This window comes from Arthrobacter sp. TMP15 (genome assembly GCF_039529835.1).
In the GTDB taxonomy this organism is placed as follows: Bacteria; Actinomycetota; Actinomycetes; order Actinomycetales; family Micrococcaceae; genus Specibacter.
In genome coordinates this window covers 2,487,388-2,513,360 of sequence record NZ_CP154262.1, presented here as the reverse complement: position 1 = coordinate 2,513,360, position 25,973 = coordinate 2,487,388, and the positions used below count along the sequence as shown (strand labels likewise).

The 25,973-nt window shown below is 56.7% G+C and carries 26 protein-coding genes and 1 tRNA gene; 5 read left to right on the top strand and 22 right to left on the bottom strand.

Going from position 1 to position 25,973, the window contains the following annotated elements; translation table 11 throughout:
• Positions 1-3: 3 nt before the first annotated feature.
• The 9 genes from AAFM46_RS11205 to AAFM46_RS11165 form a co-directional block, all read right to left on the bottom strand.
• Positions 4-543 carry a GtrA family protein gene (locus tag AAFM46_RS11205; RefSeq protein ID WP_343317841.1) on the bottom strand — a complete coding sequence of 180 codons (540 nt, stop codon included), beginning with the start codon at positions 541-543 and terminating at the stop codon, positions 4-6.
• 166 nt (positions 544-709) lie between these two features.
• The gene (locus AAFM46_RS11200) at positions 710-913 is read right to left on the bottom strand and encodes a fumarylacetoacetate hydrolase family protein (protein ID WP_343320437.1); all 204 of its coding nucleotides are present in this window, start codon (positions 911-913) and stop codon (positions 710-712) included.
• A 127-nt stretch (positions 914-1,040) separates the two neighbouring features.
• The gene (locus AAFM46_RS11195; protein ID WP_343317839.1) at positions 1,041-1,895 is read right to left on the bottom strand and encodes a MurR/RpiR family transcriptional regulator; all 855 of its coding nucleotides are present in this window, start codon (positions 1,893-1,895) and stop codon (positions 1,041-1,043) included.
• 11 nt (positions 1,896-1,906) lie between these two features.
• Complete coding sequence (locus AAFM46_RS11190; RefSeq protein ID WP_343317837.1) at positions 1,907-2,965, bottom strand: metallophosphoesterase; 1,059 nt, start codon at positions 2,963-2,965, stop codon at positions 1,907-1,909.
• The gene (phnE, locus tag AAFM46_RS11185) at positions 2,962-3,798 is read right to left on the bottom strand and encodes a phosphonate ABC transporter, permease protein PhnE (RefSeq protein ID WP_343317835.1); all 837 of its coding nucleotides are present in this window, start codon (positions 3,796-3,798) and stop codon (positions 2,962-2,964) included. The genes AAFM46_RS11190 and phnE (AAFM46_RS11185) overlap by 4 nt, the downstream gene beginning before the upstream one ends.
• 1 nt (position 3,799) lies before the next feature.
• On the bottom strand, positions 3,800-4,606 hold the full coding sequence (gene phnE, locus AAFM46_RS11180) for a phosphonate ABC transporter, permease protein PhnE (protein WP_343317834.1): 807 nt from the start codon (positions 4,604-4,606) through the stop codon (positions 3,800-3,802).
• Positions 4,603-5,412 (bottom strand): phosphonate ABC transporter ATP-binding protein, encoded by an 810-nt coding sequence (phnC, locus tag AAFM46_RS11175; protein WP_283528071.1) that lies wholly within the window; start codon positions 5,410-5,412, stop codon positions 4,603-4,605. The genes phnE (AAFM46_RS11180) and phnC overlap by 4 nt, the downstream gene beginning before the upstream one ends.
• A gap of 86 nt (positions 5,413-5,498) precedes the next feature.
• Complete coding sequence (locus AAFM46_RS11170) at positions 5,499-6,524, bottom strand: phosphate/phosphite/phosphonate ABC transporter substrate-binding protein (RefSeq protein ID WP_283528068.1); 1,026 nt, start codon at positions 6,522-6,524, stop codon at positions 5,499-5,501.
• The gene (locus AAFM46_RS11165) at positions 6,521-7,285 is read right to left on the bottom strand and encodes a hydrolase (RefSeq protein ID WP_343317833.1); all 765 of its coding nucleotides are present in this window, start codon (positions 7,283-7,285) and stop codon (positions 6,521-6,523) included. Before AAFM46_RS11165 ends, AAFM46_RS11170 begins: the two co-directional genes overlap by 4 nt.
• Positions 7,286-7,426: 141 nt before the next feature.
• Here AAFM46_RS11165 and AAFM46_RS11160 point away from each other — a divergent pair, with 141 nt between their 5' ends.
• Positions 7,427-8,947 (top strand): M20/M25/M40 family metallo-hydrolase, encoded by a 1,521-nt coding sequence (locus AAFM46_RS11160; RefSeq protein ID WP_343317831.1) that lies wholly within the window; start codon positions 7,427-7,429, stop codon positions 8,945-8,947.
• Positions 8,948-9,267: 320 nt separating this feature from the next.
• On the top strand, positions 9,268-9,600 hold the full coding sequence (locus AAFM46_RS11155; RefSeq protein WP_343317829.1) for a hypothetical protein: 333 nt from the start codon (positions 9,268-9,270) through the stop codon (positions 9,598-9,600).
• Here the strand turns inward: AAFM46_RS11155 and AAFM46_RS11150 are convergent.
• Complete coding sequence (locus AAFM46_RS11150; RefSeq protein ID WP_343317827.1) at positions 9,597-10,049, bottom strand: MarR family transcriptional regulator; 453 nt, start codon at positions 10,047-10,049, stop codon at positions 9,597-9,599. The genes AAFM46_RS11155 and AAFM46_RS11150 overlap by 4 nt on opposite strands.
• A 1-nt stretch (position 10,050) precedes the next feature.
• Positions 10,051-11,184, bottom strand: coding sequence for a CE1758 family FMN-dependent luciferase-like monooxygenase (locus AAFM46_RS11145; protein ID WP_343317825.1), 1,134 nt, complete (start codon positions 11,182-11,184; stop codon positions 10,051-10,053).
• Positions 11,185-11,386: 202 nt separating this feature from the next.
• Here AAFM46_RS11145 and AAFM46_RS11140 point away from each other — a divergent pair, with 202 nt between their 5' ends.
• On the top strand, positions 11,387-12,859 hold the full coding sequence (locus tag AAFM46_RS11140) for an MFS transporter (protein ID WP_343317823.1): 1,473 nt from the start codon (positions 11,387-11,389) through the stop codon (positions 12,857-12,859).
• On the opposite strand, the gene AAFM46_RS11135 is transcribed toward AAFM46_RS11140, so the two are convergent.
• The 3 genes from AAFM46_RS11135 to AAFM46_RS11125 all read right to left on the bottom strand — a co-directional run bounded on the left by AAFM46_RS11135 (position 12,856) and on the right by AAFM46_RS11125 (position 19,452).
• Positions 12,856-16,080, bottom strand: a complete 3,225-nt coding sequence (locus tag AAFM46_RS11135; RefSeq protein WP_343317821.1) for an efflux RND transporter permease subunit — start codon at positions 16,078-16,080, stop codon at positions 12,856-12,858. The two genes, AAFM46_RS11140 and AAFM46_RS11135, sit on opposite strands and share 4 nt — an antisense overlap.
• A 52-nt stretch (positions 16,081-16,132) precedes the next feature.
• Positions 16,133-17,632 carry a malate:quinone oxidoreductase gene (locus AAFM46_RS11130; RefSeq protein ID WP_343317820.1) on the bottom strand — a complete coding sequence of 500 codons (1,500 nt, stop codon included), beginning with the start codon at positions 17,630-17,632 and terminating at the stop codon, positions 16,133-16,135.
• Positions 17,633-17,760: 128 nt separating this feature from the next.
• Positions 17,761-19,452: an ABC transporter substrate-binding protein gene (locus tag AAFM46_RS11125; protein WP_343317818.1), complete on the bottom strand. Its 1,692-nt coding sequence runs from the start codon at positions 19,450-19,452 to the stop codon at positions 17,761-17,763.
• A gap of 141 nt (positions 19,453-19,593) precedes the next feature.
• Here AAFM46_RS11125 and AAFM46_RS11120 point away from each other — a divergent pair.
• Positions 19,594-19,675: transfer RNA gene (locus AAFM46_RS11120), tRNA-Leu, on the top strand.
• A gap of 69 nt (positions 19,676-19,744) precedes the next feature.
• Here the strand turns inward: AAFM46_RS11120 and bcp are convergent.
• From bcp to AAFM46_RS11080, 8 genes are all read right to left on the bottom strand, one after another.
• Complete coding sequence (gene bcp / locus AAFM46_RS11115) at positions 19,745-20,221, bottom strand: thioredoxin-dependent thiol peroxidase (RefSeq protein WP_283528050.1); 477 nt, start codon at positions 20,219-20,221, stop codon at positions 19,745-19,747.
• A gap of 414 nt (positions 20,222-20,635) precedes the next feature.
• Positions 20,636-21,067, bottom strand: a complete 432-nt coding sequence (locus AAFM46_RS11110) for a VOC family protein (RefSeq protein ID WP_343317816.1) — start codon at positions 21,065-21,067, stop codon at positions 20,636-20,638.
• Between the two features lie 106 nt (positions 21,068-21,173).
• Positions 21,174-21,503: a hypothetical protein gene (locus tag AAFM46_RS11105; RefSeq protein WP_343317814.1), complete on the bottom strand. Its 330-nt coding sequence runs from the start codon at positions 21,501-21,503 to the stop codon at positions 21,174-21,176.
• A gap of 15 nt (positions 21,504-21,518) precedes the next feature.
• Entirely contained in the window at positions 21,519-21,893 is a 375-nt protein-coding gene (locus AAFM46_RS11100; protein ID WP_343317812.1) for an ABC transporter permease subunit, read from the bottom strand.
• Positions 21,883-22,815 carry an ABC transporter ATP-binding protein gene (locus AAFM46_RS11095; protein ID WP_343317811.1) on the bottom strand — a complete coding sequence of 311 codons (933 nt, stop codon included), beginning with the start codon at positions 22,813-22,815 and terminating at the stop codon, positions 21,883-21,885. The genes AAFM46_RS11100 and AAFM46_RS11095 overlap by 11 nt, the downstream gene beginning before the upstream one ends.
• Before the next feature lie 84 nt (positions 22,816-22,899).
• Positions 22,900-23,172, bottom strand: coding sequence for a transcriptional regulator (locus AAFM46_RS11090; protein WP_283528042.1), 273 nt, complete (start codon positions 23,170-23,172; stop codon positions 22,900-22,902).
• Between the two features lie 53 nt (positions 23,173-23,225).
• Complete coding sequence (locus tag AAFM46_RS11085) at positions 23,226-23,504, bottom strand: hypothetical protein (RefSeq protein ID WP_343317808.1); 279 nt, start codon at positions 23,502-23,504, stop codon at positions 23,226-23,228.
• Positions 23,505-24,494: 990 nt separating this feature from the next.
• Positions 24,495-25,058: a hypothetical protein gene (locus AAFM46_RS11080; RefSeq protein WP_343317806.1), complete on the bottom strand. Its 564-nt coding sequence runs from the start codon at positions 25,056-25,058 to the stop codon at positions 24,495-24,497.
• A 148-nt stretch (positions 25,059-25,206) separates the two neighbouring features.
• Between AAFM46_RS11080 and AAFM46_RS11075 the strand changes: the two genes are divergently transcribed.
• On the top strand, positions 25,207-25,692 hold the full coding sequence (locus AAFM46_RS11075) for a hypothetical protein (RefSeq protein WP_343317805.1): 486 nt from the start codon (positions 25,207-25,209) through the stop codon (positions 25,690-25,692).
• Positions 25,693-25,973: the final 281 nt, after the last annotated feature.

Sequence of the window (25,973 nt, the reverse complement as noted above, 5' to 3'; positions counted from 1 at the left end):
CCGCTAGGAATGAGCGGGAACAGGTGCATCTTTGGGGTGCGCGGCGCCCGCGTGCCTGACTCTGCGGAAGATCCAGTACCGCAGCAGGACGAATCGGGTGATGGCTGAGGCAACATTACCAAGCACAATAACAGCAAGTTCGGTCACTATTGAGGCCTCGGGTGCGGCATGGTGCAGTACCCACAAGCTTCCACCGGTCATGCTCAAAGCCAGGAGCATGACCCATAGCCCGCGTCGCTGGTCACGCCACCACAGGTGGCGGTCGCGGATGCCAAAACTAATTCTGCGGTTCAGCTCAGTGTTCAGCACCGAACAAAGCACCAAAGAGATAGCATTGGCCCACTGCATGCCATATAGGGGGCGTAAACCAGCAAAAATCGTCATGGAAATAGCGGTGCAAATGATGGCCACCACCGCGAAACCGCGCAATTGAGAGGCCAGTTTTGGGTTGCGAGACACCCATGCTGCGGGCAAGGCAAAGTAGCCGCGGCCCGTTGCGCTGGCATCTGCGGTGACTGGTTGTGAGGGTGTTGCTGTTGCCATAGGTAACCAATCCTGCCAGCTGAAATTCAAAAAACCCAATGAGCGCCGTGGCGCGGAATCATACAATGAGGCTCACGCCCCAGTGAGGCAACAGCCTTTAGATAACCGTGCTGACTTTTGGCACCGTCAATACCCTTTTGGAACTAATCCACAATCCGTTAGCTTTTTACGCCTCACGAGCCAAGACGTCATTGCCGATCATGAAGCCTAGAACAACCTCGCTGGCATTCTCCAGCGTGAGGTTGCGCGCAGAGTGAACTATGACGATGGAAGGCTCGGCTTCCGGATCAATATGACCGACGTCGGGGCTCAGCACGATTGCATCTCCTGGGCCCACCATTGAACTGGTCTTCGCCCACCGTTGCCCCAAGGCCCCCGCCTGGGCGGGCTGCCCTGTTTTGGTTTTCCCATGAGCTGACAAAAAGTGTAGAGGCAAGCGTCCAATGACGATACGGGGCAGGACCAGTCAGGAAAACCTACCTCTGAGGGGGTGGGGATTATTCATCCAAGTTCTCACTGATAATCTCCAACGCCAGGGCCTTGGCCGCCGCAGCCTTCTCACCCAATTCTTCCGTGAGTGCTGCTATCAGACCCTCCATGAGGATAGTCTGGGGAATTCTGCTGGTGACCGTTACCTCTTCGCGGAAGCTGAGATCTCCCATCCCCACGACCAGTGAGAAGTCAGCCATTGCTGACAGGGGTGAGCGCGCAAAGGCTGTGATGACCACCAGTGTGGCATGGGCGTCAAGGGCAGCTTTGGCTACACGCAAGGTGGAACTATTGGCGCCACTACCGCTAATGATGAGTAAGACGTCTTCCGGGGTCAGGAGCCGTGCAGCGATCTGTTGACCAATGACGTCCAGAGAAGACTCTGCTGGCCGGCCGATGGCGCTCAGCCTCGCGGCCATGTCCGCCGCTAGTGGTGCGGAGAGACCATTGCCGACAACAAGCATGCGTCCAGCGCCTGCCATGGCCTGCACAGCACCCGTTACCGCATCCGGGTCCAAGAGAGCAGCCATGGATGTCACGGCGTTGCCCACCTGCACAAAAGCGTCGGCCACCATGCCGGGCGCCCCTATCGCTTTGGCGCGTGGCTCGGGACTGGCGTACCCGGCGTCGCGTGCCAGAAGGACGCGCAACTGCTGATATCCGGAGTAGCCCAAGCTTTGACAGGCCCGCACTACGGTGGTACGGGAGGCCCCGGCCAACTCTGCTACCTGCTGAGATGAGAGTTCGATGATTTTCTGGGTGTGGCTCAAGAAAACTGCCGCAACGGCTTGCTCGGCTGGCAACAAGGCTGGCCGGGAGGACCGGATGTGAGCCAGAATCTGACCGGGAGCGTACTCCGTCATCGGGTGATCTTTCACATTTCCTTCTTTCCTTGAGGCATTCTTCGCGCTCTGGTAACTGGCAGCTTAGCTGCCGCTAGCTCTGCCGGGGATGCAGCGATGGAGGCGCTGATATTTGAAACCTGCGCCGGACTTAGTTCATGGACAAGAGGTGGACTCACTTCTGCGGGAAGCTGAAAACGAAGGGGCAGCGACCTGACCCGGGCGCCCGTGATACGGCTGGTGGATGTGCCGGGGGACCCTGCACTGATGCTAAGAAGAGTTCCACCGCCTCCTGCACCTGCCCGCTCGTGGCCTGGGGTGGCCAGCACATCATTGGAATTAACTACACCAGAGCTCACTACCACGGCAATGTCATTAGTCCCCGTCTGAAGAACGTCATTGAGGTGATGGTGGTAATGACCGCTCAAGATGGCCACGGTGTCGGAGCCCTCCAGCGCATGCGCCAACTCATCAGCGTTTATGAGCTCGATGCCGCGGTGCAGGGGGGTGACAGGCTCTACTGGTGGGTGATGGACTATCACCACCGTCCCGTACCCGGAATCAGTGGCCAACACAGAACGTAGCCATTGCAGTTGGGTAATATCCAGATATCCGTGAGTACGGCCCGGAACGGAGCTGTCCAGGGTAATGATGCGGAACCCTGAAACCATGCTGACGCCAAAAATTGGGCTAGCTTCACCAGCCGGGCTGACTCCGCCCTCAGTGCTGGCTTCACACTCTGTGCTCGCTTCACTGGCCACGGCAGGATAGTTCTGCGTGGAGTTAGGGTGCCCGGATCCAAGAACTTCACGGAACCCGCCGCGTTGATCGTGGTTGCCCATGGCATAAACAGCCACAGCCCCGTGGCGTTGGGCAAAGTCTTGGGTCAGCGAACGCAAGGTGTTGTAGGAAGCCGGGGACCCGTCGTCGGACGCGTCCCCGGATATGACCACCAAGTCCAGCGGACCGGCATTTTTAAAGGCGCCAAGAGTCCAGCGGTAGGCAGCCACCGTATCCACGACGCCGCCGTGGAGAGTGCCATCACCGGTCAGATGGGTGTCGCTGAGGTGAAGGATGCGCAGCGTTGTCATGAAGCCAGCTTAGGTGCCCGCCACGTACCGTGGATGAGCTTGTTGCGCACAGCGCCGGAGATCTGATCGATGCACATGGTGAGCACCACCACCACAATGAGCAACATACCCACGGCATCCCAATTGCGGAATTGCACGTTGTCCTGAAGCATCTTGCCAATACCGCCAGCGCCGATGAGTCCTAAAATGGCTGATGCCCGCACATTAATTTCAAAACGGTATAACCAAAATGAGAACACCTCAGGAGCGGCCGAGGGCCAAACGCCCCAACGGATCAAAGCCAGTGTGCCACCGCCGGTAGAACGAACGGCTTCCTTAGGGCCGGCGTCAACAGACTCAAAAGCTTCATAACCCCACTTTCCCAAGGTGCCGATCGAGCCCACAGCCAGGGCCAAGGCACCCGTAAAAGGTGTCAGGCCGGTGACGGAGAGGATCAAAATGGCAATAACCACCTCGGGCACGGCACGGATCACGGCGAAGAGTAGTCGAAGGGGTGCTGTGACAACCTGGGGTGCGAGGGATTTGGATGCCAAAAAACTCAGTGGCAACGAGATGACGATGCCCAAGACTGTGCCAATCCAGGCCATTTGCACGGATAAGATCGTGGCGCCAAATGCTTCGGAGAACTTACTCCAATCGGGCGGCAACAACATCGCAGAGATGTATTTGAAGAGTTGGGCGGGGAAGTCGGCCAGTGCGGACCACTGGATCTTCACCGACCAGAAAGCTGCAACAACAATCAGGGACACTACCAGCCATAAAGTGGTGCGCAGCTTTGTGGTTGGTTTCACGGGGCGTGAGGTGCCCTGTTTCTCGTCAATAACGGTGGCCACGTTATACCAACTTCTTTCGAAGCCATGAAGAGATCGACTCCAGCACTAAAACCAGTATGAGGATCTCCATAATGATCAGGGACAGCTCGTGGTACCTAAAGAAGCTGCGGACGTTGTCAATCAAAATACCCAGACCCCCGGCTCCCACCAGCCCAATGACAGCCGAGGCACGAATATTTAGCTCGAAAGTGTATAAAAGCTGTGAGATGAAACTGGGCAGGATCTGGGGAAGCATGGCCGCCCGTTTGGCTTTGGGCCAGCTGGCACCGGCAGCCAAAGCGGCCTCTTGAGCGCCTGTGTCCTCGCCATCCAGGGTCTCCGAGACCAGCTTCACAATGATGCCAATATTGAACAGCACCAGCGCCATGATGCCTGAGAGTGCACCCACACCGACAACTGCCACCAGAATTGCCGCGAAAAGAATTTCTGGCACGCTGCGGATCATGTTCATGACAAAACGTACGCCAGCGAGCAGCCACGGCTTAGGGTTGGTTGCCCTGGAGGCCAAAAAAGCCAGCGGCAGCGAGATGGCCGAACCCACTACCGTAGCAATGACGGCCATCTGCAGGGTTTCCACCAGGGCAGGAATGGTTTTGGGGAAGAACCCATAATCCGGCTGCAGCAGCGCAATGACGTTGCTGGTGGCGTTGCGCCAGTTCTGTACTATTGCCGCCACATCAACCTGGACCCCAAATCCAGCCCAGAGAGTGATAGCCAGCAGAAGAACGACGGCGGCAGCTGACTTTGCGCCATGGCGCGGCTTGGTAGGGCGGCCGGGTTCGGTCTTCACGGTAGTGGCTGAGCTCATAACTGGCCTTTGTTGGGCAAAACATCTTCGGCCGTTAGCGAGCGGCCGTAGATGTTTTCAAAGACAGACTCGTCGGCGTCGGCTCCGGCACCGTCAAAGACAACTTCCCCGGAACGCAGCCCGATTAGCCTGTTGCTGTACCGCCTTGCTAAATCCAGGAAGTGCAAATTCACCACCACCGTGATGCCAAGCTCGGCGTTGATGCGCTGCAGATCACGCATCACCACGTGGGACGTTGGCGGATCAAGGGAAGCCACCGGTTCATCAGCAAGTATCACCTTTGGCCTCTGGGCGAGAGTGCGGGCAATGGCTACCCGCTGCTGTTGTCCGCCGGAGAGACTTGAGGCTTTTTCGTAGGCCTTAGGCACTATTTCGACCCGCTCCAAAGCAGCCATGGCGAGCTCCACGTCGTCGTTCTTCCAAGCACCCAGAAGCGTCCGCCAGGCGGGAGAGTGGTACAGCCTGCCCATCAGAACATTGTTGATGACAGTAGTGCGCTTGGCCAGATTAAAGCTCTGGAAGACCATGCCCACATTGGAGCGCAATTCACGCAAGTCCTTGCCACGGAGCCGGGGTTCTCCGGAACCATTGAGCTGGTGATCGCCTACAGTGATGTGGCCACTGGTGATGGGAACAAGCCCGTTGATGGTGCGCACCAATGTTGACTTGCCAGCCCCTGACAGGCCAACGATACCCACCATGTCACCGGAAGGAATGAACAGGTCAATGTTCTTCAAACCGGTGTAACCATTGGGATATCTAACGCAGACATCGCTAAAGCGGATATCCGCCCCCGTGTGCTCCATGAGCTCTGCTTTCTTGTGTCTTTGTAAGGGTGCTGGAATCGATCAGAACGTGCCGGCGATATTGTGGCTAAGCGGGTCCAATGGATCTAGCCGAGTCCAATGGATTTCGCGGCTTCCTGGGTAATGGACAAGCTCTTCGGGTCTGCCACAGCCATACCCGTGATTTGGTAAATAGCCTTCAACGCTTTGACGCCTTCTGTGGTGCCCGCGAAATCCAGCATGGCGTCACTGATCTTCTGCTGCCACTCTGAGCTGAGCTTGCTGGAGATGGACATGCCGTCGTTGGGGACCTCATCCGTCAAGGCAAAAACGACCACTTTACTGCCAATATCCGGAGTGTCTGAGGCCACTACCTCGCGGGCATCCCAGTAGCTGAAACCAACCTCGGCGTCACCCTTATAGACGGCGAGAACCGAGGCATCATTGGCGGTGACTTTGATGGCAGAGATGTCTTCAAGGGCGATGTCCGCGGTTTTCATTGCAGCGACGGGGAAAATGTATCCTGCGGGCGATGCTGACGAAAGCATGGCCACTGTTGAACCCTTGATCTTCTTCACGGCGTCGAGGCCCGCGGGGCCGTTCCCTGATGCTGTGCCATTGCAATAAAGCATCCCGTTGGGTCCCTCTGCGGGCTTGTCGGTGCAGTACTTATCGGGGTTGTTGGTGAACATCTGGGCGGCGTAACTGGACTTTTCCTTCCGCACTGTCTGCAACGCGGGGATGGCGCCGTATTTATCGCAAGCCTGGCTCATCTGCAGGGATGGGAGCATACCTATCTGGGCCTGGTTGGCGCCGATGGCTTCGACTGCTGCTTGGTAGTCTGCCGTGATGACGCCAGTGACCGGGATCCCTAGTCGGGAAGAGAGCGCTTCTTCTAACGGTTTGACTGTGTCAACGAGTTTCTTGGCGTCTCCGGAAGGGACAAGTGCGAGCGTTAGCTTTGAAGGAGCTGGGCCGGAGCTCTCATTGGTGCCGGTACAGGCAGAGGTTGACGTTGCGGCACCAGACGCGGAGCTAGCCTGGTCTTGGCTGACGCCACAGGAGGACATTGCAAGGGTTCCGGCAAGAGCCAAAGCTGCCCATGCTGCGTTTTTAGAACGGTTGTTTTTCACAGTGGTGCCTTTTCTGAGGAAGGAGTGGAGATGCTGGGTTGGTTGGAAATAAAGACCGCTGGGTTGTGCGCCCAGTCGGTGATTGCGGCATACAGCAGCTCAAACCGGGCGGCGCGCAGAGTTGCGGCGCCGCTTTGGTGGTTGAACCGGTCAATGAAAGCGGTAGCGCAGCCCGCTCGGGCCGGCACCTCAATGTCGTTACTCCAAACGTCGCCCACACTGAGTAGTTCGTAGGGTGCCCTGTCCTGCAAGAAGTCCGGGAGCAACTCGGTGAATCCACCGGGTTTATTTGCATCAGCAATGATCAGGTCTATGGATGGGGCCAGACCCAGAGTGGTGAGAGACTCCGCCACGCCTGTTAAGGGGGCATTTGTCAGCACTATTCGGAAAGCGACGCCTTCCAACTGATCCAGAAAGGCGGCTAACCCATCCGGGGCGCTGATGGTCACTTCTCCCGCGGCGAGCTGGCGTCGACTCTCTGTATAGGCCTGACTCAGTGCTGCTTCATCCAACAGACCCTCGGAAAGTGCCGCCACCGCCGCATACCCGTCCTTGTAGGCGGGAGCGTTGGAATCTTGCGCCAGAAATTGGGCCAGTGCTTCATGGAGACTTTTTCTAGCGCTTTCCGGGATCTGATCCGTAACAGCGGCTGCATAGGCCAATACTGGGCCGTCACCCAGACAAAGAGTGCCATCAAAGTCCAATATCAGAAGCGGAAGGGGTTGCTCTGCGGCCCGTTGGGCCAACGTCATTGTGCTCACAAAAAAGAGCGTACGTGCCGATAAACACTCTGTCCACAAAAACTGTGCCCATGAAACAACTGTTCATCTTGTGTTTACTTGTGCTTCTTTTTAGTCCTGATACCAAGCCAATCATCAGGGCCGTGGCATAGAATCCGTCTTATGCGTAAAGGATCAGCCAGGCCTCTTAGCCATGCAGCTAGAACAGGCAGTGCAGCGCGAACAGCCCGAGCAGTAGCAGCAGCCTTGGTGGTCAGTGTTGGCGGTGCGGCCGCCGTCATTGGTGCGCGTGCCCACAGTGCTGGAGCTGCTCCACCCGCATACGATCAAGCGCCGGAGACTGGGGTGCAATACGCTCAACCGGCGGCTGATCAGCTTAGTGAGCTGATCGGCTTCCGCACCGTGTTTGCCAGTGCTCGGGACCTCATTGAGCTCGATCAATTTACGGGATTCATAGAAGCGTTGGAGCGCTTGTACCCGGGTGTGCATACGGTACTGTCCCGGGAGTTTGTCAATGGGCACGCGCTTCTTTTCAAATGGGCCGGGTCCAAATCCGATGCCGATGCCAAACCCACTGTGCTGATGGCTCATTATGATGTGGTCCCCGTTGACACTCGAGATGATTGGAAGCACCCGGGGTTCTCCGGCCATCAGGAGAACGGGTGGGTTTGGGGCCGCGGGGCATTGGATGACAAGGGTGCCCTGGTTGTCATCATGGGAGCCATTGAGACATTGATCGATGATGGTTTTGCGCCAGCCTACGATCTCTACCTATCCTTCGGTAACAATGAGGAGAGTACCGGTGACAGCGCGCGCGCTGCGGCGGATCTACTCGCCCGCCGTGGTGTGAAACCGTGGCTGGTCCTTGATGAAGGAGGGGCTGTTGCCCTGGACGCCTTCCCTGGTCTGAAAGCGCCGGCGGCTGTTATCGGTGTGGCTGAAAAGGGAAGTTTAGACTTGGAACTGCTGACCCGAGGGGCCGGTGGGCACGCTTCCACTCCTCCGCGTATGGGGGCAACTGCACGTCTTGCCCAAGCCATTGTTGCGCTCGAGGAGACACAGTTTTCGGCATCCATGCCAGCACCCATTGTGGAAATGATGCGCCGGATCGGGTTGCACAGCAGCTTTGCTTTGCGGCTCATAACAGAGAACATGTGGATTTTTAAGACACCCTTGACGCAAGTATTTTCTTGGGTGGGCGATGAAACGCGTGCCCTGACCCGCACCACAGTGGCCGTCACCATGCTGGAGGGCAGTAAAGCCTCAAACGTGCTGGCTTCCACGGCTCGTGCCAATGCCAATATTCGCATTGCCGTGGGGGAGTCTGTTGACTCGGTGGTTGAGCAAGTTCGAACAATCATTGACGATCCGTCCGTGGAACTAAGAGTCCTCTCAGGGCATGATCCATCGCCGATTTCTTCCTTTGAGAGCGATCAATTTGCGCTGCTGACGCGTGCAGTGGCCGCGTCGTATCCCGCAGCCGTTGTGACGCCATATATCCAAACCGGCGCCACGGACTCACGGCACTTGTGCACAATCTCCCCGGCCGTCTACCGTTTCTCTCCACTCTTAATGGATGCCTCTGACAGGGCCAGTTTGCATGCTGTCAATGAACGGGTGCGAATCGGATCGCTGGGTGCGGGCGTAGTTTTTTACCGTGAACTGATCCAAAATCTGAGGTGATAACCCAAGTTGCCGGTAGCATGGGCGCATCAAGGCTCGGGCCTCGAGCGGCTGCGGAACAACCACGGGAGCTACGGAATCATCGGATTCGGCAAGCCAACCAGCTCAAGTGCATGCGAGCGCTAGTCCCCAAACTTTCACGACGCCCTCGAACTCAAGCTCGGACGGTACCAGCCCCACCTAGCGCCAGAGCGGTTCGCCTTGAGGTGAGGGCTGCTTCCTCAGATGTCATGGCTGTGCTGAACACTCACATATCGAGTTTGGGTGGGGCCTGCCAGCCGGACTCCAGTAGACCGAACACGGTGCTAGCCAGTGTTCCCTTGGCGATCCCGTCAGACAACGAATCTATGCTTGCCGTGGAGCCTCGGTTCACCTACCGCATCATCCAAGGCGAAACTCATCACTTTGCCTCCTACGGAATCACGGATCAAGCGGCCGGTCCCGATGGCAAGGCCTGCCTGGTTTACAACACCGTCTCGTCAGAGAAGCTGGGCATCTACATGTTTGGCGACGTTCTTCAATTCACCAGTGACCCCAACGGCTCACCCGGCTTACGGGCTTTCGCCACGATCACTGATGCTCGGGCTTACATGCTCACCAGCGAATTCCAGAACATCCAAAAAATGATCACATCATTCAAGGCACTCGGTTAGCTGCCGCCTAAGGAAGTGCGCAGTTTGGTTGTTAACTCCAGCAACGTGCGCATCTCTTCGTCCGTGAAAGCAACTTCCATACGTTCCATGATGTTCTTTACATGTACACGCCCTACTTTTTTCTGCAGCTCGGCTCCTGCTTCGGTTAGCCCGATCAGCACCCCGCGTTTGTCATCCTGGGCAGTTTTTCGCGCGATGAGCCCACGCTGCTCCAGCCTGTCAACCATGCGCGAGATACTCGGCTGGGTTAGCAGGACATAATCGTTGAGTTCATTCAGGCGCAGCCAACCACTCGGGCAACGAGAAAGGCTGTAGAGGACATCATATTCGCGGCTGCCCACTTCTTTGAAGATGGCTTCCCTATGCAGTTCACGCACCATCGCCACCTGCGAACGCAGCAGTGATTCCCACGAATCGGTAGTCAGCCTGCGGTGTGTGGCAGCGGACATCTCAGTTCACCACTTTTGTGCTGGAACCGGGTGTGTGTGCTGCAGGCTCGACGGCGGCAGCCTTCTGTGCAGCGGCACGCCGAGCTGCGAATGTGGGCCCGTTAGGGACGTTCGCGGGACGGTTGGTGGCGAATTCCTGCCGAAGTGTGGGTAGGACCTCCGCAGCAAACAAATCTAGCTGCTCCAACACCGTTTTCAGTGGCAAGCCCGCATGGTCTATGAGGAACAGCTGTCGTTGGTAATCGCCGAAGTAGTCGCGGAAGGTGAGAGTTTTTTCAATCATTTCCTGCGGGCTACCCACTGTTAGCGGGGTTTGTGAGGTGAAGTCTTCCAAGGAAGGTCCGTGGCCGTAAACGGGGGCGTTATCGAAGTAGGGGCGGAATTCATTGACCGCATCTTGTGATTTTTTGCGAATGAAAAACTGTCCGCCCAAACCCACGATTGCCTGTTCTTGTGTGCCATGGCCGTAGTGTGCGTAGCGTTCCCGGTAGAGGTTGATCAGCTGGATGTAGTGTTCCTTGGGCCAGAAGATATTGTTCGCGAAGAAGCCGTCACCGTAATACGCGGCAATCTCGGCAACCTGGGGCGTGCGAATGGCGCCATGCCAAACAAACGGAGCCACCCCATCTAGGGGTCTGGGTGTTGAGGTGAAGCCGAGCAGCGGTGTACGGAATTTACCTTCCCAGTTCACTACCTCCTCATCCCAAAGCCGGCGTAGCAGCGCATAGTTCTCAACCGTCAGCTCCACGGAATCGTGGTTATTTTTACCAAACCACGGATAAACGGCACCCATATTCCCACGCCCCAGCACAATGTCAGTCCTACCGTTGGAGAGGTGCTGCAGGGTGGCAAAGTCCTCGGCGATTTTTACCGGATCATTCGTCGTGATCAAAGTTGTGCTGGTGGAGAGGATGATGTTCTGAGTTTGCGCGGCTATGTACGCCAAAATAGTTGTTGGTGAGCTGGGGTAGAACGGCGGGTTGTGGTGCTCGCCGGTCGCAAACACGTCCAGTCCCACGTCCTCAGCGTGTTTGGCGATCGTAGTGATTGCTTGTAGGCGCTGGTGCTCGGTGGGGGTGCGCCCAGTGGTGGGGTCCATTGTAATGTCACCAACACTGAAAATTCCGAACTGCATTAGCTGCTCCTTGACCCTGCGGACTCGCCGTGAGGTATATGCGTTTGTATCTAATACTAAGGCTAACGTTGAGAAGCGCCAGAATGTTCCGACACCGGAAGAGGAAATAAAAATCCAAGAATCACCCGCTGAGTTACCCGCGGGTACTAGGATGCCGTTCAAGGACTTGCCATCTATGCCAGCGCAATTGTGGAGGAACCCCATGGCTTCATTCTCACGTGCGATCGCCGGGAAACGCGGCACAGCGGCCACGAGCGCCACAGCAATCGTGGGTTTTCTGGTGCTTGTGGAGCTTACAAGCGGGATCCTCCAAGGCTATTACACCCCGCTACTGACAGACATTGCCCGCTTCCTGGGCATCCACGACGCAGACGTCAACTGGTTTGAGGCGGCTCAGTTGATGGTCAGCGCACTCGTGGTTCCCGTACTGGCGAAAATGGGCGACATGATCGGGCACCGCAAGGTGCTCCTGATTTCCACAGCACTGACGGCAGCGGCGTCATGGGGTGTGGCTTTCGCTCCGAACTTCTGGTTCTTCATCATTGCGTGGGCGCTCCAGGGCTTCTACGTGGTGTGGCTACCGCTGGAAATTGCACTCATCTACAGCCGCTCCCATCATCGTCCTGACGGTGCCGCACTTACCCGCAGATCCGCCGGGATTCTTGTTGCTGGACTGGAGTTCGGTGTCATTGTCGGGGCGCTGGCCGGTGGGTTCATTGGTGGGGCTTTGCCTGATCAGCTCTGGCTGACACTGATGATCCCCGCGATCGCCGTCACTTTGTGTTTCTTCGTGATCTTGTTTGGTGTTCCCGAATCTGAAAGCCGAACCGGAGGCCGTCTGGACATTATGGGGCTGACACTGCTCTCCACGGCTCTGCTACTCATTACCACAGGCCTGACATTCATGCGTATCAACGGGCCCGGCACCTGGTGGGCGTGGGCTGGCGTGGTGCTTGGAATTATGGCGCTTGCACCGTTCACCAGGCACGAGCTGGGCCATAAAGATCCACTGATTGATATCCGCCTGTTGCGCCAACCCAGCATGTGGCCGATCCAGCTCACAGCATTTCTATTCGGCGTCTCCGTGTTGGGCGCGCAGGCGCCGCTGTCAACATTTGCCCGGACCGATCCGGACACGGTTGGTTACGGGCTCGGGGCCAGTTCCGGGCTGGTTTCAATCTTGATAGGTGTTTACGTTTTGGGCCTCTTATTTGGCGCCCTGCTTTATCCCATCCTCACTAAATGGACGACGCCGAGAATCACCTTGCTGGGAGCGGCACTCCTTGTCGCTGTTGGTTATCTTTTGTTCCTGCCGTTCCATGATTCAATGAGCCAGGTTCTGCTGAACATGGCCATTGCCGGCATTGGCAGCGGCGCTTTGGTGGCGGCCTTGCCCTCAGCGGCGGCCGCCGCTGCTCCGTTGACCCAAACAGGGATGGCGGCCGGGCTCACGAACGCCACAAAAACGCTGGGCGGCGCCTTTGCTTCCTGTATTTTCGGCATCGCCTTGGCAGGGCAGGCACTTGGGTCGCTGACCGCCGAAGTAGGGAGCACTGCAGCCCCACTAGAGGGCTACATGTTGGTGTGGAGCATCTGTGGTGTCACCGCTCTGGTAGCGGCCCTAGCACTGTACTTTGTGCCCAAACTGGCGTTTGGACCCACCCTACCTAGCTAGTCGCTTGCGGCACGGCGCCCGCGAACCTTGGGAATGGCTCCAGTTGTCCAATCTTGGAAGTCCGCAGATGGACCTGCGGGCACATGGACAACCTTCAGGGCCTTGAGTAAATCGTGGCGTTCCTTGCGGCCCTCAACCAGGCGGTACAGCACAGGAACCAGAATCAAGGTTAGCGCGGTGGAAGATACCAGCCCGCCCACAACCACGATGGCCAAAGGCTGGGAAATGAAGCCTCCACCGCCTGTCAGCCCCAACGCCATGGGAGTCAGGGCGAAGATGGTGGCAAGTGCCGTCATCAAGATGGGGCGTAGACGTTGGCGGGCACCGTGCTCAATGGCGTCCGCAACGTTCATGGCGGGCCTGTCGCCTGCTGGGTGCCTGTACTGGTTGATGAGGTCAATAAGCACAATGGCATTGGTCACCACAATGCCAACCAACATCAACATACCGATCAGAGAGGGCAAACCCAGGGGGATCCCTGTGATGAGCAGCAAACCAATGGCCCCGGTGGCCGCAAAGGGGATGGAGACCAGCAAGATCAGTGGTTGGATGAGCGATTTGAACGTGGCAACCATGATCACGTAAACAATGGCGATGGCGGCAAGCATGGCCAAGCCCAGCTGCTGGAATGATTCGGCCTGCTGTGTTGCTGCGCCACCAAGGCTGGCAACAACACCGGCTGGCAGTGTGGTGGAATCCAGGTGTTTTTGTACTTCTCCGCTAAGGGATCCTAAGGAGTTGCCCTTAGGTGTCACTGAAACGGTGGCGGTACGTTGGCCATCAGATGAGGTGATCGTCAGCGGTGTTTGAACTTCCTTGACGCTGGCCACCTGCGAGAGGGGCACAGGTCCGGCCGCGGTGGGTATTTGGGCACCCGCGAGTGCCTCAAGGGAATCGAACTTGGTGCCCTGGCCAATCTGGACCTTGTAATCGGTGGTATCAATGCGCACGGTGCCGCCCGGGATGGGGCTAACAGTTGCGGCCAGCAAGCCAGTGATCTGTTGTTCCTCGAGTCCGGCAGCAACAGCCTTTGCCCTGTCAACACTGACCTGGATGACCGGTTGAGCTCCGCTGAGATTGCTGGCAACTGACTGCGCACCGGGGAGCGAGGCCATGGTTTTGACCAGCTCTTCGCTTGCCTGTTTCAGTCCCTCACCGGTGGTTGCCTTAACTGTGATGTCCACAGTGTTTGACATACCCAGGCCACCGCCCTGGGAGCCAATACTCAGCTCACCAGCATCTGTGACCCCATCTACAGCGGTACGGACTGTGTCCTGAAGCTTTACTTGGTCTGCATCGGGGTTGGTGATGACCTGAAAGGCCGCGCTGGAGGCACCAGAAGAAAGCAGTGCCGAGAAACCACCGGAGGCATTACCCACAGTGACTTGGACATCCGTGACACCGTCAATGCCGCGAAGAACTGCCTCCACTTTTTTGGCGGCCTGATCCGTGACCGCCAGGCTAGTGCCGGCAGGCATGTCCTGCTGGATGCTGACACTGTTTTGCCCCGAGTCACCCAACAGGTTGGTAGGGAGCAACGGAGTCATGGCCAACGTGGCTGCCAACACAATTCCACCGGCCAGCAAGGTCACTACCGGATGTTTTTGTGTTTTGGCAAGGATCGGTAGATAGCCGCGCTGTAGCCAGGAAGAGCGTTCCTTCTCTTCCACAGCGCTCAGCAGAGCCTGCCCACTCAAGGCGGTTCCGGCGTCGTCCGCTGCCCCTGCATTTTCCGGGGATTTCAGGAACCAGTAAGCCAGCACAGGAACAATTGTGAGAGAGACCAGCAGTGAGGCAAGCAGTGCGAACGTGACTGTGAGCGCAAACGGCCGGAACAGTTCCCCGGCCAGGCTGCCAACAAAGGCGATCGGCAAGAACACGGCGACGGTGGTCAGCGTGGAGGCCGTGATGGCAGCCGCAACCTCCTTGATGGCAGCGAGAATGGCAGTCTTTTTATCCTCCCCATAGCTCAAGTGCCGCTTGATGTTTTCAATCACCACAATGGAGTCATCAACCACCCGGCCAATGGCAATCGTGAGTGCGCCAAGGGTCAGGATATTCAGTGAATAGCCCGTGGCCCACAGGCCAATGAAGGTGACAAGTAGTGAAAGCGGGATGGAGATGGCTGTGACAAGTGTTGACCGCACGGACATGAGGAAGAGCAGGATGACAAGGATCGCGAAACCCAGTCCTAGCAGGCCCTCAACTGTGAGGTCATGGATGGACTTTACAATAAACGGTGCCTGGTCCAAGACCGTGGTGAACTTAGTGTTGTTGCCCATCGAAGCAGTGATTTCCGGCAGGACATCGTTGACCTGCTGGGACAACGTCACAGTGTCAGCTGAAGGTTTCTTGGTGATGGACAGGGCCAGAGTTGCCTTGCCGTTGGTGCGCGTGATGGAAGTCTGGACGTCATCTGCCAGTGAGACAGCCGCCACCGAGGCGATCGTGGGGGCGCTGGCAGGTGCTTGCGCCCCGGAGGTTCCAGCCAGCGGCAACGCCTTGACGGCGTCCAGGGAATCAACAGGACTTCCCGCCTGGATGGACAACGTGGTGCCCTCGGTACTGAGGGAACCAATAGGAACCAGTGTCCCATTGTTCTTGAGGGCGTTGGCGATGGAGCCGGGATCCACCCCGGCCGCAGCCATTTTGGCCGGGTCCGGGAGGATCTCAATATGCTGGGAATTGGCGCCTGTCACATCGGCGCTGCGCACACCCTCGATCTTCATCAGCCGGGGGACGGCAATACGTTGCAAATCGGTGTTCAGGGCGGAAAGGTCCTGATCGGAGGAGACAGCGAGGAACACAATGGGAAAGTCGGCGATGCTGCCCGCTATGGGCTGGGGCTGGACACCCTCAGGCAGACGTTGGGTGACATTGGAGATCGCCCGGTCAATTTGATTCCGCGCGCGGTCAAGATTTGTACCGTAGGTGAAAGCAAGGTTGATCGTTGAGACACCGCTGCGCGAGGTGGAGGTGCTGGATTCCAGCCCCTCCACCGCGTTTAGTGCCGCTTCCAGCGGTTCACTGACCTGTTTGTCAACCACTGCCGGGGAGGCGCCGGGCATAGCGGAGACAACAGTGATTTGCGGGAACTCTATGCTGGGAATGAGTTCCTGCTTCAGTGAACCAAGGGTGATCACCCCAAACACCATCGCGAAGATAGTGATCAGGGCAATCAGTGCCCGATTCCCCAAAGACATTTTGGCCAAATTAAACATCAAGTAACTCCCACTGCTTTATGCCGGTCCCCGTCCAGCCATGTGGGGTACTTTAGGCTTTGTCTGTCTCCAACTGCAAAGAGGTTGCCGTGGCGGCAAGGCTCTTGTTAAAAAGTTCTGCGTTCTCGTTCAGCTTGGTGCCGTAAGTTGGCATCATTGCACGCAGAGATTCCTGCCAATCGAGCTTGAATTTGCGTGGGAAGCAACGCTGCAACAGCTCAATCATAATGGGAACTGCGGTGGATGCCCCCGGTGAAGCGCCCAACAGCGCGGACAGGGTGCCGTCGGCCGCTGTGATGACCTCTGTGCCGAACTGCAAAATACCGCCCTTTTTGGCGTCCTTTTTGATGATCTGCACGCGCTGGCCTGCTGTAATGAGCTCCCAATCGCCGCCCTCGGCTTCGGGGAAGTACTCGTGGAGTGCTTCAACCTTGCCGCTGCGTGACTTGGTGACTTCACTAACGAGGTACTTCACCAAGTCCAGGTTGTCTTTGCCCACCGCAAGCATGGGAACAATGTTATTGGGCCGGATTGAACCGGGTAGATCCATGTAGCTTCCGGTTTTAAGGTACTTGGTGGAGAAGCCGCCGTAGGGGCCGAACAACAAAGAACGCTGGCCGTCAACGTAGCGGGTGTCAAGGTGGGGCACTGACATGGGTGGGGCACCCACCGACGCCTGACCATAGACCTTGGCGCTGTGTTGAGAGGTGATCTTTTCATCGGTGCAACGGAAGAACTGACCGGAGACGGGGAAACCGCCAAAGCCCTTGCCCTCAGGGACGCCCGACTTCTGCAAGAGGTGCAGGGCGCCGCCACCGCTACCAATGAACACAAATTTTGCTTTAATCCGGCCGCGTTCACCGGAAGAGGCATGCTTGAGGGAAACATCCCAATCGCCGTTGGTGCTACGGTCCAAATCGGTGACTGTAGTGCCGTAGTTTACTTCGACGTCGTTCTTGCCCATGTAGCCGATCAGCTCACGGGTCAGTGCACCAAAGTCAACGTCGGTGCCCTCAGCTGCGCGGGTAGCCGTGACCTGCTCTTGAGGGTCGCGGCCCTTCATGACCAGCGGAGTCCACTTGGCGATGGCGCCCGGATCCTCGCTATATTCCATGGAGGCAAATAGCGGGTTCGTTTTCAGCGCCTCATGCCTGGCCTTGAGGAACGTCCGATGCGCCTCGCCTATAACAAAGCTCATGTGCGGAACGGTGTTGATGAAGCCCTTGGGGGAGCCGATCAGCGATTCATCAACCAGGTGCGCCCAGAATTGACGCGAGAGCTGGAACTGCTCGTTGATGTGGATGGCTTTGCTTGGGTTGACGGTGCCATCTTTACCCATCGGGGTGTAATTAAGCTCACAGAGCGCGGAGTGGCCGGTACCGGCGTTATTCCACGGGCTGGAAGATTCCAATCCTGGTGTATCGAGCTGTTCAAACAGCACAATCTTCCAGCTTGGTTCGAGTTGCTTGAGCATAGTGCCCAGCGTGGCGCTCATGATGCCGCCCCCGATGAGGACAACGTCAGCGTCTTTGGTGTTCGAAATGAAGGTCACAGTCAACTCCGGTAGAGGCTCTTCCTAGCGATTGAAGCGTATCGCGGCAGGCACTGTATACGTAAATCAAGGCCTTGACAGTGGCCTTCACCACTTCTATGCGTCTGGTGGGTAACTGCGCGTTCGGGTCAGCCTGTTGGCGGGGCCGGCGTGAGCTTGACGTGGTTGAAAACTTCGTTGAGAACAGGACTGAGCGGGTAGGAGAGCACTTTATCCGAGAGCGCCACAGCTGAAATGGGAAACGCAATGGGAACAGCCGGGACTGTGGCAGCTAGTTGCTTGCTAATGGACTCGTAAGCGGCCACCCGCTCCGGTCCGTTAGGAAGACTGCGTGCACGCGTGATTTTGGAGACCAATTGCGGGTCATTCATGCCTAACTCCGCACTTGGGGAACCAAATATTGGCCCCACAAAGTTATCGGGATCGGCATAACTGCCATTCCAACCCAACAAACTCAGTGCATGGTCGGTATCCTTGGTGACGGCATTGAGATACCCGTCATTCCACGGCACAGGCACTGGCTTGATGTTCAATCCTATGGCCGTAAGCTCGGTGGCAATCTGGGCGTACACCTTTTCAGGCGAGGGAAGGTAGGTCCGGGCGGCATTCACAGGGTAATAAAACTTCAGTTCTTCACCGTTGTATTTGCTGGCAGCCAGCAAGTCCTTCGCCTTTTGCGGGTCATAGGGAATACCCTCAACGCTGTTGTTGAAGCCGCTGAGTTTGGGTGGGATGAACTGGGCGGTGGTGGCCGTACCCGCAATGAAGTAGTTACTGGCAAGGGTTGTCTTGTTCACGGCAGCGGCAATAGCCTCACGCACCTCTAGTTCAGCCATGACAGGTATTTTCTGGTTGATACCTAAATACATGACGGAAAAGGGGTCGCGCTGCAGTACCTGTTTACCGCCCTTGATGAGCTTGTCAAAATTGCTGGGCGTGACGGGATCGAAACCATCAAGGGTGCCATCGTCAAGGGCAGCAAATCTGGTTTCGGGCTGCTCGAAGGTTGTGAATTTCAGTGTGGTGATCTGGCTCTTTTCACCCCAGTAATCCTTGTTTGCTGCCATGGTGACAGTCCCGGGGGCGGCCGAGACGAACCTGAAGGGGCCTGTGCCCACAGGGTGCAGGGCGTAACTGGAGACCTTGTTGGCGGAGAATGACTTATCCAGGACGTTGGCTGTGCCAAGTTTCAGCGCCGTGGGGGAGGAGATGGCGAAAGCGGGCAGCGTGAGCGCGTCTAGGAACCCGGTGAGCCGCATTTTTAGTCCCAGCGTTACCTCTAGTGGCCCATCAACCGTGCATCCTTTGTAGAGCGAGTTTTGCGGATTGTCTGAAAATTCGCGGAACACCTGTTTGAACATGGCTGAGGAACCATCTGCTCGGGTATCGGAGGTCAGCGCGTACCAGCGTTCAAAATTTGTGCACACGGCGGCCGCATCAAAGTCGGTGCCGTCGTGAAATTTCACACCTCCGCGGAGCTTAAAGTTGTAGCTAAGACCGCCGTCGAGCTGTTTCCAGCTGGTAGCCAGGCTCGGAGCTGGTGCTCCAGTAACGGGGTCGATCGTCAGTAACCCCTCAAGTACCTGCCGAGTCACCCGGTACGACTCCGTGTCCGCCACCAGAGCCGGATCGAAACCGAGCGGGTCGGTGCCCGTGCCGAAGTTGAACGTGGTTTCCGCCGGCGGTGTCGTTGCTGAGGCGCTGGCATCTGGCCCGGGCAGAGGGGGCGCCGTGCATGCGGTTGCAGCGAAAAGTACGACGGCGGCCATTGACACTGCGCGCCGGTAAGCCTTTCGCAGGGGGCCGGCAGGGCTGGGCACGTTCTGATTCTCCTTGCAGCGTGGACACTCCATCAGCCACTCATCATAACGGCTGATTCTCAAGAGTTGCTGGGTTTCTTCCCAACCGTGGTGCAATGCACTCATTTGAACCGGTAGTATTGTGGTTGCTTCAATGCACTCGCGCGAGTGGTGGAATTGGTAGACACGCAGGTTTTAGGTACCTGTGCCTTCGGGCGTAGGGGTTCAAGTCCCCTCTTGCGCACTTATGAAAGGACTCCACCGGGTTTGGTGGGGTCCTTTTTCGGGTTAGGGGCCAACCCGGGGTTGGGGGCTAGGCGTCCTCGAGGTTCAAGTCCCGGCGAAGCTTGGCAACGTGACCTGTCGCGCGGACGTTGTACTGGGCGTGGGTGACCTTACCTGCGTCATCGAGGACAATGGTTGTGCGAATCAGTCCCTCATAAGTCTTGCCGTAATTTTTCTTCTCCCCCCAGGCGGCATAAGCCAAAGCCACTGCATGGTCCGTGTCGCTGAGTACGGGGAACGTGAGACTTTCCTTGGCAACAAATTTCTCCAATTTCGCCACGGAATCTGGTGAAATGCCTACCACTTGGTACCCGGCTGACTGCAGAGACGCCAAATTATCGCGAAAGTCGCAGGCCTGTTTGGTGCACCCGGGGGTCATAGCGGCCGGGTAGAAGTACATGATCAACTGGCGGCCGGCAAAATCTGACAGCGAGGTAGTACCGCCTTCTGTGTTGGGCAGGCTGAAGGCCGGGGCAAAATCGCCGGGGACAAGACGTTCGGTCATGGAAAACTCCTGATGAAAATGCCAGCGACGCGGTGAGGCGTGCCTGGACCAGTGGGGTTGAATCAACTGATTTCAGCGTAGGCGACTTGCTGGCTTGGACTAAATTGGTGGGGCAGACACTTCGCCACTTTGGCAGCAGAATATTTCCTTATGGTTGATTGAGGCGAATTCGCTGTCCAAATCCCGTGCTTTCCACCCAGCGATGCCATCGCGGAGGTGGGCCTTTTGAATCGGTGGATTCGGGGTCTGGTTCAAAGCTTGCTGGTCTCCATCAGCCCGGACGATTATTACGTAGTGGCAATCGAGGATAACGGGAATATGACACTGGTACATCGAGGGACTGGGATGCCCTCCATACTCGCTCCTGAAAATTGATGTGCTTCCCACGCTTGCGCATTGGTTAGAGAAGTGTGCTCAGGAATGGTTGGACGGGTGAAGGCCATCGGTGCCGGCTACAAGCTCTACTTCGAACCCGTCAGAGTTTTCTAGATACGCACCATAGTGACCAGCTCCGCCAGCATGGGGATACTCTTGCGTAAACAACGGCGTCCAGCCATGCTCCGCGCTAGTGCTTGATAGCGAATCAACGTCAGCGCATGAGCCGGCGTGGAATGCTAAATGGTTTAAACCGGGAGACTTTCGTTGATGAATTCCACTGGTGAGATCCGGGGACTGTTCAACAACAATGTACGTTGCTCCCTGCTTCCAACTGCACCCTCGCGACCATTTTTGAAAGGTCGTGTAGCCGAGGCTGGAGAGTAGCCAGCCCCACTCTTTCTCCGCACGTGCAAAGTCAGGTACCCAAAGTTCTACGTGGTGCAGCGTTCCCAAAGAGTCATCCGTCATTGTCTGAGTCTTGCACGCAGTGAGCACGGAGGCTTTCACCGTTGTTGCCCCGCTCCGGGGTTTAGCGGTTCAATCGTCTAGATACGGTGAAATCAACGGGGATTTCTTATGCGCTGATGTCCCGCCTGCGCAAAGCAACGACCGCGACGACGATGAAAAGGATGCTAAAACCATAGAGCAGTGCGAGCCCGCCCCAGTCGGCGCCGCTGGCTAGTGGGGTGTGGTGATAGGCCCAGCCGTAGGGTGAGAAGTCTCGCAGGTGGTCAAGGTTTTTGCTTTGATTGCCGATGGCATTGAGGACATAGCCGAGTACGGCGATGCCGGCCGCGGCCGCGACAGCAACAATGTTGGCCGGCAGCAACTCAAGCTGTGAACTTGTGTTCAGAGCAAGGATCATAAGAGCGCTAAAGGCAGCTAGCCAGGCCAGTCTAAGCACTACGGCAAGAGTTCGCTAGAGTACCAGCTGAGTCCGACTGACCGCGTGTGCGAGCACGAGTTCAAGTGTGCCGTTTTCTACATCGCCAGCGATTGCAGCCGTACCCCAAGATGTTGCTGCTATGACAATCAGCACGAAGCCTAATAGGCCAAAAAAGGTCGATTCCGTATAGCCTGCCCCCGTGGTGATACTTCCATAGTTGAGGGTGTTGACCAGCTGGGGCGGCAGGCTGTTGATCAGTTGAGCCATCTGGGAGTCTTTGCCGCCCAGTGCCGGGAATAGCGGAAGGTATAGCAGCAGAGCAGCCGCGACTCCTATAGTCCAGCCGAGGGTGGATCGCCACGAGTCCCCGATCGAGCGGCGGAACAGTGGCAGTGCGCTACTTCGCATCAGCTGCTCCGCCTCGGTAAAGATTCAAAACCGACTCTTCAAGATCGGGTTCCTCAATGGCCAGCTCGGCAATTGAGAAGGCGGCGATAGTGCTAATAAAAGCATTGATGTCCCCACTGATTGTTGCCGTTAATTCCGTGAGCCCATTTCTTTCCGTGGCATCAAACTCGGTGAGGTTACTGATCTTCGAGAGAGTCATCCTTAGCTCTTCAGCACTTATTCGGGTAAAACGGGCACGGACCTTACGCACGGCGCTCTCTCGCAGCTCATCTACCGAGCTCACAGCAAGGATCTTCCCCTGTCGCAGGATGGCAACAGTATCCGCCGCCTGGCCTACCTCGCGCAGAATATGTGAACTCAGGAAGACTGTCGCTCCGGAATCTCGAGCCTCACGAACCATGGACAAAAATTCCTGCTGAACAAGCGGGTCCTGGCCACTGGTTGGTTCATCTAGCACAAGCAGCGCGGGCTTGTGCATAAACGCCTGCACCAGCCCGAGCTTTTGCTTGTTACCTTTGGAAAGAGTTCGTACTTGGCGGTCGAGATCAAGATCCAGCCGCTCGGCCAGGGTGGCGATCGCACCTTTAGATATAGGGCCGCTGATGTCTGCGTAATGACGGATCAGTTCGCGGCCGCTGACTCTACCCTGAAGCTTCAGCTCACCGGGGAGGTAGCCAATCTGCTCTCGCAAGCTTGGACCGCCGGAACGCGGATCCTTACCAAGCACAGCCACGGTGCCGGAGGACGGCCGAATAATATCCAAGAGCAGCCGAATGGTGGTGGTTTTACCGGCTCCATTGGGCCCAATCATTCCAAAGACCGAGCCGGTGGGAATCTTCAGGTCGATGCCGTTGAGGGCGGTCGTGCGGCGATAGCGCTTCGTGAGCGCCCTCATTTCGATAGCTGCCGGCAACGAGATCATGGTGTGACTGCCTGGTCATACATACTACTCCAAGGCTAACCAGATTCGGCATAGATGGGACGGATCAGGAAGGGCCCTGGTGGCTCACTCCAGATAGATGGCACCTGCCGCGATAGCTTGTAGAGCGCCAGAATGTGTTGCCAGCGCCTTCAACCCCGGCGGCGACGCTCTCACCCAGGTACGGGGCTTGTTTGCCACATAACCTTTACGGATGGAAACGTACCCCACCCGTTGAAGGTAGGCGATAGCTTTACTCAGTGCGGAATCATCAGTCTCAATGAGATCCCGCAGTGTCGCGAAGTCGATTTCAAGTTCGGCACGCAGCGCTGCCATCGTGGAGAAACGAACAGGTGTCATGAAGGCATCATCTAGTTGATGCCGTGGATGTTTACGCATCTCCTCTGAAGTGGTCATGGCTTGCTGCGCGAAGTGGCGGCAGAAATAACAAGTGGCAGAGCGATGGCAGCGCCTCCGAGGATTCCAACCAGAGGAGTGTTCCAAGAGGTCTTAACAACAAGCAGCACGAACGCGAAGAACAAAACAAATGAGATCCCGAAAGCAACCCAGTGTCGAGCTTGCCATTCGGAACCAACACTAGTTAGACCCCAGCGTTTGTTTGCGAAGCACACCGAAACGAGTAGGAGAATCAGCATCGGCAATGCAGCCAAGGGGAACCAGGGAAAGACCATTACAGCACTTGCCGCCCCTAAGTAGATCCCAAGCACAAAGCTAGTTGCTCTGGCGGTACTGCTGAGCACTGGGGATGGAGTTCTCTGACCGCGGGTGTATCCGGAGCTCTTGTGGGCCCGGGTACCCACCTCTCTAAGAGAAGGGGCAGCAACTCCCACCGCAACGAGAATACAAACCCACCAAGGAATCTTGACTCCAAAGAGGCTAACGGCAAGTATCGCTATGAAAGGAACCACAGTGAGAAGCTGCAATATTGTTCGTCCTCGCGACATTGAGATATCTGCAATGGGGAGACGGTTTCTGGCTCCTTGTACCAACTGGATTTGCATCAATAGCGGAATGATGAGGAGGTTTGCATACTTGGCCCCTGGTAATAATGGATTTGGGGCCGAGGCGCTGCCTTGATTCGAAAAGACCAAGAGAAAGCTCACAGCGTATATGAACAGGACCACGGGGGTCCATCGCCGTATAACTACCAACGGACCGGGGTCTATACCCTCCGCAGCCCGTTGACTCACGCGGTCTGCTTCGGTGAGCATTTGTGCTGCTGCAGCTGGATCGATTGGCCGGTTGCCAGCGGTCGGATGACTAAACGGTAGATTCGTCCTACTCGCACGTTAGCATGTACTTGCTAACCGGCAAGTGAAAAAAGTGAGTTCCTTTGGGTGGTGCTCAAAGCCTCAAATACCCCTGACGACTGCACTCAATCGCTAGGGGGATAATGGCCCAAGCTGCAGATATTCTCCCACGCACTCTTGTTCGCCCGTGCATTGCTCGTTGGCATCGACTACAACCAGACACGTCTTCTTTGGAGTCGAGTCCACCAGTGTCTGAGCGACATAATAATCGGCGCCGTTCCTGATTTGAATGAGGTGCCGGCTGCTTGCGCCATCGGGCTCAGAAAGACTGACAATCGAAGAAATGTTGTCTACTGGGGGTTGAGGCTGCTCAAAAAATGGGGTGATTGGGCGCGCTAGCGAATCCACACTTCAAAAGTCATCCACCGCACGGATAATTTTGACCGGAATGCCGGTATTCCGTGCGTAGTAGGCCCAGGGGAACCACATGCGCCCAATTCGCTGCCATCCTGCCGCTTCTAAGGAGGAGCGCGAACTCGTTGCCGGCACTCGGAGGTGTTCCCATTGTTCCTCGGTCTTCTCGATGAGGTGGTAAAGCGTCCCGAAGCCGATCGAGTGCCAGCCGTCTTTGCCTACACGATCGAGGGCTTCCATTTCGTCGAATGCAGTTAGGGGGTGAAGTTTTTTTGTTGCACCAACGGCTTCCGCTGGCGTTTGATCCGCAGCAGTGAAGCGTTGTTGGGCAGCCTGCCTGCTCATCCCTAGTTCTGCTCCGATCTTCGCCCAACTGTGGCCAGCTGTCCTGGCGGCTGCTACGGCCGAATTGAGTAGGAGCGGGAGCCTCTCGAGCGCTTGGGCCGAGAGTGAAATAACGCGAAGGTAAGCGTCCGCATCCTGTTCCAGTGCTTTTTCTAGGCCAGGCTCGGCTGTCAGTATCGCTCTACGGAGAGAGACATCGAGATTATTTTCTATCATAACGTCAACTTAAGGTTGACGCGCCATTATTGTCAAGCTGGGGTTGACAAGAAGTCCTATTGAGGCTGACCTATGCGTAGTTGTCAGTACCGCCGAACCGGCTCAGCCAGTGTCCCTCTCCTGCGGCGTGAGTTGTAGGCTCGCACTTATGGATAAGAAAAGTACCTTGCCGTCATTATTGTGCACCATTGGGTTGCTTGCTCTTGTCCTGTCTGGCTGCACTGGCGTTGATTCATCCCCTGCCCCGACATCAGGGAGCGCGGAAACGTCAACTTCGAGCCCTTCGATAGCTCACGAAGCGATAGTTTTTGAGGTCCAAAAATCAAGGGTGGAGAATGCGACGCCAACAGGACTGGTCCTGAAGCAATTTAGCGGTACAGGCTCAACAACAATTCACCTCGACCCACTGCCAGAGGGGTACAAGAATCTGGGGACAACCGTGAATTGCGGTGGATCAGGTGATTGGAAAACCAGCATCGTTCAGAAGGAGTCTGGATGGGGCAGCGCCGTTTGCACAATGCAAGGCGGGGCCTCGGTTGCGTATCCAGTCGATGACCCGTCGAAAGAGCAGACTATTGAAGTCACCGTCGATCCCGGCACCGAATTCTGGATCACAGTCTTCGCACGGACTTAGAAATCACTGGCTTGTTCAGCCATCACAGGATGGCTTCGATTCGTGGGATGCAGCCTTCGAGGGCAAAGAGTTCGGCCTCAACTATGACGTTGGGGCATAAAAAAACCGCTCCAACCCCGGCGCAAGCCAGCGTTGAAGCGGTTTCACTTTGTGCACCCCTCCGGACTTGAACCGGAAACCCATTGTTTAGGGCCATTGTTGCGCTTGCATAAATCACGACAGATAACGAGAATACCCCGCCGCTCCGACTGAATCACCGGACTCTAGGGGGCAAGGTGCCT

Bases quoted from the DNA above. Each gene is read 5' to 3' on its own strand.
- AAFM46_RS11080 (WP_343317806.1), bottom strand. From the start codon at position 25,058: ATGATAGAAAATAATCTCGATGTCTCTCTCCGTAGAGCGATACTGACA.
- phnE (WP_343317834.1), bottom strand. From the start codon at position 4,606: ATGAGCTCAGCCACTACCGTGAAGACCGAACCCGGCCGCCCTACCAAG.
- AAFM46_RS11100 (WP_343317812.1), bottom strand. From the start codon at position 21,893: ATGCGAAGTAGCGCACTGCCACTGTTCCGCCGCTCGATCGGGGACTCG.
- AAFM46_RS11090 (WP_283528042.1), bottom strand. From the start codon at position 23,172: ATGACACCTGTTCGTTTCTCCACGATGGCAGCGCTGCGTGCCGAACTT.
- AAFM46_RS11110 (WP_343317816.1), bottom strand. From the start codon at position 21,067: ATGACGGATGACTCTTTGGGAACGCTGCACCACGTAGAACTTTGGGTA.
- AAFM46_RS11140 (WP_343317823.1), top strand. From the start codon at position 11,387: ATGGCTTCATTCTCACGTGCGATCGCCGGGAAACGCGGCACAGCGGCC.
- AAFM46_RS11205 (WP_343317841.1), bottom strand. From the start codon at position 543: ATGGCAACAGCAACACCCTCACAACCAGTCACCGCAGATGCCAGCGCA.
- bcp (WP_283528050.1), bottom strand. From the start codon at position 20,221: ATGACCGAACGTCTTGTCCCCGGCGATTTTGCCCCGGCCTTCAGCCTG.
- AAFM46_RS11085 (WP_343317808.1), bottom strand. From the start codon at position 23,504: ATGGTCTTTCCCTGGTTCCCCTTGGCTGCATTGCCGATGCTGATTCTC.
- AAFM46_RS11150 (WP_343317827.1), bottom strand. From the start codon at position 10,049: ATGTCCGCTGCCACACACCGCAGGCTGACTACCGATTCGTGGGAATCA.
- AAFM46_RS11075 (WP_343317805.1), top strand. From the start codon at position 25,207: ATGGATAAGAAAAGTACCTTGCCGTCATTATTGTGCACCATTGGGTTG.
- AAFM46_RS11195 (WP_343317839.1), bottom strand. From the start codon at position 1,895: ATGACGGAGTACGCTCCCGGTCAGATTCTGGCTCACATCCGGTCCTCC.
- phnC (WP_283528071.1), bottom strand. From the start codon at position 5,412: ATGGAGCACACGGGGGCGGATATCCGCTTTAGCGATGTCTGCGTTAGA.
- AAFM46_RS11190 (WP_343317837.1), bottom strand. From the start codon at position 2,965: ATGACAACGCTGCGCATCCTTCACCTCAGCGACACCCATCTGACCGGT.
- AAFM46_RS11095 (WP_343317811.1), bottom strand. From the start codon at position 22,815: ATGATCTCGTTGCCGGCAGCTATCGAAATGAGGGCGCTCACGAAGCGC.
- AAFM46_RS11135 (WP_343317821.1), bottom strand. From the start codon at position 16,080: ATGTTTAATTTGGCCAAAATGTCTTTGGGGAATCGGGCACTGATTGCC.
- AAFM46_RS11145 (WP_343317825.1), bottom strand. From the start codon at position 11,184: ATGCAGTTCGGAATTTTCAGTGTTGGTGACATTACAATGGACCCCACC.
- AAFM46_RS11160 (WP_343317831.1), top strand. From the start codon at position 7,427: ATGCGTAAAGGATCAGCCAGGCCTCTTAGCCATGCAGCTAGAACAGGC.